Source organism: Oceanisphaera sp., from assembly GCF_052084945.1.
GTDB lineage: Bacteria > Pseudomonadota > Gammaproteobacteria > Enterobacterales > Aeromonadaceae > Oceanimonas.
The window spans coordinates 1-5,147 of sequence record NZ_JBQDEX010000151.1; the positions used below are offsets into that span (position 1 = coordinate 1).

Consider the following 5,147-nt stretch of genomic DNA (forward strand, 5'->3'; position numbering starts at 1 on the left):
AGGTAATAGTAGCGACATTGTCTTAAAAGCTTAAGAGATAGTTGAAAAGCGGTGATCAGGGATCAGAAAGATTAAAACACTCCTTTTGCAACGGAATCCACTGAACCCACGGAAAAATAGAGATAAGATCTGAAAAGAGATCGTTTTATTGTTAAGAGCGACACAAGGTGATGGTTTTGTAGGGTTGAATTTATTCGACCGCCTTTAGGTCTTAAAAGAAAGCGGTACGTTATACGTTAAAGAAATGCCAGTTTGGTGGTTACGTCAGGCGTATCACGTAAAGCGACTGGCTGCCTGTAGAATGGATTGCCGCGTCGCTGCGCTCCTCGCAATGACTAAAAACAGCGCCGAGCGCCCAGCGCCTAGCACCAAGCTTTAAACCGGGTCATTGCACGAGCGCAGCGAAGCAATCCATTCTTTTCGCTCTAAGCTTCTAGCTTCCCGCTTCAAACTATCTTTTAGCTCTTACAATGAAAAAGTCTCTTTTCAGATCTTATCTCTATTTTTTAGCGGATTTCGCGGGTTTCGTTGCCAGGTGTCTTGGTCTCTTGACCTTCATTCAACATTCAACATTCAACATTCAACATTCAACATTCAACATTCAACATTGCCAAGCTTAGTAGGGTCGATCACTTTGTCGACCCTACTAGCCCTGCTATTTAGTCCAGCATTTGTCGGATAACGTAGTTTAAAATGCCGCCGTGTTGGTAGTAAGTAAGCTCGTTACTGGTGTCGATACGACAGCGAACTTTGGCTTCTTGCTGTGTACCATCGCTAGACTCTATAACAACTAACAGCTCTTTGCCTGGGCTCAGTTCGTTAAGCCCTTTAACACTGATAAGCTCGTCTCCGGTTAGGCCTAAACTGCTGGCACTGTCGTTAATAAACTCTAAAGGTACCACGCCCATGCCAATCAGGTTAGAACGGTGAATTCGCTCATAAGACTCAGCAATAACGGCTCTTACCCCTAATAATAACGTTCCTTTGGCAGCCCAGTCACGGCTCGAACCAGTACCGTATTCTTTACCTGCCACTACCACTAAGGGCACTTCTTCTTGCTGGTAGCGCATGGCGGCATCGTAAATAGAAAGCTGCTCGCCACTAGGGTAGTGGCGAGTTTCGCCCCCTTCTACATTGTCGAGCATTAAGTTACGAATGCGGATATTAGCGAAGGTGCCGCGCATCATCACTTGGTGGTTACCGCGGCGTGAGCCATAAGAGTTAAAGTCTTTACGCTCTACCCCTAACGACTGCAAATAACGCCCTGCGGGACTATTGGCATTAATGCTGCCCGCGGGTGAAATATGGTCGGTGGTAACCGAATCGCCTAATATGGCTAACAAGCGAGCTTGACTGATATCTTTAACCGGCGTTGGCTGCTTTTCCATGGTTTGGAAAAACGGCGGATGCTGAATATAGCTAGAGTCAGACTGCCAATTAAAGGTGCTGGTATTTTCAACCGCAATGGCTTGCCAGTTTTCATCGCCATCAAACACAGCTGCGTATTCTTTTTGGAACATTTCACTGTTCACTAAGGCTACCGCCTCGGCAATGTCTTTTTGCGATGGCCAAATATCTTTAAGATACACAGGGTTGCCGTTGTTATCTTGGCCAAGTGCCTCTTTGGTTAGATCAATGTTCATGCTGCCGGCAAGGGCATAAGCGACCACTAACGGAGGTGACGATAACCAGTTAGATTTAACTAATGGATGAATACGCCCCTCAAAGTTACGGTTGCCTGATAATACCGCGGCCACCGTCATATCTTGCTGTTTAATGGCCTCTTCAATGGGCTCGGGCAATGGGCCTGAGTTACCAATACATGTAGTACAACCATACCCCACCAGATAAAAGCCCAGCTGTTCTAAATAGGGCATTAATCCGGCTTTAATCAAATAGTCTGTTACCACTTTTGAGCCCGGAGCAAGGGAGCTTTTCACCCAAGGAGCACGGGTTAGGCCTTTTTCTGCCGCCGCTTTTGCCAGCAAACCCGCAGCCATTAATACACTGGGGTTAGAGGTGTTGGTACAGGAGGTAATGGCGGCTATCACGACCGCGCCATCTTTTAAGTGATGGGTTTGGCCATCTAATGAAAATTCGGTGCCGTGCAAAGATTGCTTAGCCGCTACTGCGGTTTGACCGCCTTCGTTTTCGAGTGTTTGTTCTTGTTTCTTTTCTGTTTTGGAGTTAGTTTTTTGTGCGTGATTTAAGCTAAAGGCTTGTGGCACGTTAGAGAGCTCAACTCTATCTTGTGGTCGTTTCGGCCCTGCTAAACAGGCCACCACTTCGCTCATATCTAGGCTAAGGGTGTCAGTAAATTGCGGTTCATCGCCGGCATGTCGCCATAAGCCCTGCGCTTTGCTGTAGGCTTCGACTAATTCAACTTGCTCGGCACTGCGCCCAGTTAGGGTCATATAGTGCAGGGTTTCTTCATCAACAGGGAAAAAACCACAAGTAGCACCATATTCTGGTGCCATATTGGCAATGGTGGCGCGATCGGCTAATGGGAGGGTTGATAAACCATCGCCATAAAACTCAACAAATTGCCCTACTACGCCTTTTTCACGCAGCATTTGTACCACTGTAAGTACCAAGTCGGTGGCGGTGATCCCTTCGCGCAGCTGGCCGGTGAGTTTAAAGCCCACCACTTTGGGGATCAGCATTGAAATGGGTTGCCCTAACATAGCCGCTTCGGCTTCTATGCCCCCCACACCCCAGCCTAATATGCCCAACGCATTAATCATGGTGGTGTGCGAGTCGGTACCTACTAGGGTATCAGGAGAAATAACCGTTTGGTTTTCTTGATCTTGCTGCCATACGGTTTTTCCTAAGTACTCTAGGTTTACTTGGTGACAAATACCGGTACCTGGCGGCACCACTCTAAAGTTATTAAAGGTTTGCTGGCCCCAGCGCAAAAAGGCATAACGCTCGCCATTACGCTCCATTTCCATATCAACGTTGGTGGCAAAAGCCTGCTCATTAGCAAAGGCATCAACCATTACTGAGTGGTCTATTACCAAATCGACGGCTGAAAGCGGATTAACTTGCTCGGCTTTGCCTCCTAGTCGCTGCACGGCGTCGCGCATGGCAGCTAAATCGACCACGGCAGGCACACCGGTAAAGTCTTGCATTAACACGCGGACTGGGCTGAAGGCAATTTCTCGGCTTGACTCACCCTGCTTTAACCAAGCCGCCATGGCTTCTAAGTCGGCTTGGGTGACAGTGTCGCCATTGAGGTTACGCAGTAGGTTTTCGCTGAGTACTTTTAACGACTTGGGCAAGCGCGCAAGCTCGTTACCTTGAGGCAGCTTTTGTAAGCTGTAATAAAGATAGGACTTGTTACCCAGAGTCAGTGTCTCGGTATAAGATGTATTGGGTGTAGACATCATTTCCCCCTTAACGATGGAAACGGCTGGTGTAATGGTCACCAGCACAGCTACTCTCTATTTAGTCATATTCGGAGCAACAAAGAAAGCCTAACCGAAAACACCATAGTAATTAACAAACATCACTCACAATATTAACTAAAACAGGCCTCAATATGAGCACATTAAGGTGATTATTTTCTTATGTGTTAATACAGTGGCGCTAGCCGTTAAGTTCGCGTAATAAGGGGAGCCTAGTAAGGTTCGCACCCATAGTGCATTTATATCGCGCCTATAACAGCACTACGCCAGCTACTGCCCTTTACCTTTATACTCGAAAAAGAGAGATCCATTACTGATGAAAATAGCGATTCTGTCTCGTAATGCTAATTTGTACTCTACTCGTCGCTTACGCGAAGCGGCACAAGCCCGTGGCCATGAGGTACATATTATTGATGCCTTAAAATGCTATATGAATATTAATGATAATAAGCCTACCATTCATTACCACGGGGCTGAGTTAGAGCATTTTGATGCCATTATTCCCCGTATTGGGGCAAGTATTACCTTTTATGGCTGCGCCGTATTGCGCCAGTTTGAAATGATGAACTGCTATGCACTTAACCGCTCGGTGGCAATTAGTCGCTCTCGTGACAAATTGCGCTCTTTGCAGTTGTTATCGGGCAAAGGGGTAGGCATGCCAATCACAGGCTTTGCGTGTAAACCCGATGATGTGCCCGATTTAATTGATATGGTGGGCGGCGCACCTTTGGTCATTAAGCTGCTAGAAGGAACACAAGGTATAGGCGTGGTTTTAGCTGAAACGCGCAAGGCTGCCGAGAGTGTGCTAGAGGCCTTTATGGGGCTAAAAGCTAATATTATGGTACAGGAGTTTATTGAGGAGGCGGGTGGCGCTGATATTCGCTGCTTTGTATTGGGTGATAAGGTCATTGCCGCCATGAAGCGCCAAGCTAAAGAAGGAGAGTTTCGTTCTAATTTGCACCGTGGTGGTGCGGCTCAGCTTATTAAAATTACCCCCGAAGAACGTAAAACGGCGATTGCCTCGGCAAAAGCTATGGGGTTAAGTGTGGCAGGAGTCGATTTGTTACGTTCTAAGCGTGGACCGCTGGTGATGGAGGTAAACTCGTCTCCGGGTTTGCAGGGTATTGAAGTGGCGACTCATAAAGACGTGGCTGATTTAATGATTCAACATATAGAAAATAATCACGCTAAAAAGTCTCAGGCCCGCGAGCGCGGTTGAAAAAACAAGCTGGAAGGCAGTGATCAGGGATTGGGGATTGGTGATTAGGGATTGGCAAAATAGGATATCGCTGCGCGATATATGCACCGCTCAAAGCAGTGCCTACACAGTACGAGGTGTCGTTTTTCCTATTCCCTATTCCCCAATCCCCAGCCCCTTGTAGAATGGATTGCCGCGTCGCTACGCTCCTCGCAATGACTAAAAGCAGCGCCGAGCGCCCAGCGCCTAGCACCAAGCTTTAAAACTGGGTCATTGCGAGGCACGAAGCAATCCATCCTTCAGGCTGTGCAGTTCCCAATCTAGATCTTTTCTTCCAGCTTCTAGCTTCCCGCTTCTAGCTATCTTTTAGCGCCACCAGCCGGCTGAAGCGGCTTCTACCAATAATGGTAAAGCGGTGAAAAATGGTAAAGCGGACGGGCCAAAATAAACCTGTGAGGGGTGAGGTGGACGACACTTAAAGCCAACCCAATGCGCTCGTAGAGGCCGCTTCAGCTGGCCGATTTTGCGTAGCAAAATTAACA

The 5,147-nt window shown here is 47.6% G+C and carries 2 protein-coding genes; one reads left to right on the forward strand and one right to left on the reverse strand.

Features of this window, described 5'->3' with window-relative positions; all coding sequences use genetic code 11:
* Positions 1–659: 659 nt before the first annotated feature.
* Positions 660–3,386 (reverse strand): aconitate hydratase AcnA, encoded by a 2,727-nt coding sequence (gene acnA, locus ACTHY5_RS11150; protein WP_441879636.1) that lies wholly within the window; start codon positions 3,384–3,386, stop codon positions 660–662.
* A gap of 337 nt (positions 3,387–3,723) precedes the next feature.
* Between acnA and rimK the strand changes: the two genes are divergently transcribed.
* Positions 3,724–4,626: a 30S ribosomal protein S6--L-glutamate ligase gene (gene rimK, locus ACTHY5_RS11155; protein ID WP_441879638.1), complete on the forward strand. Its 903-nt coding sequence runs from the start codon at positions 3,724–3,726 to the stop codon at positions 4,624–4,626.
* Positions 4,627–5,147 lie beyond the last annotated feature (521 nt).

Coding starts and splice junctions, on each gene's coding strand:
- rimK (WP_441879638.1), top strand. CDS start 3,724: ATGAAAATAGCGATTCTGTCTCGTAATGCTAATTTGTACTCTACTCGT.
- acnA (WP_441879636.1), bottom strand. CDS start 3,386: ATGTCTACACCCAATACATCTTATACCGAGACACTGACTCTGGGTAAC.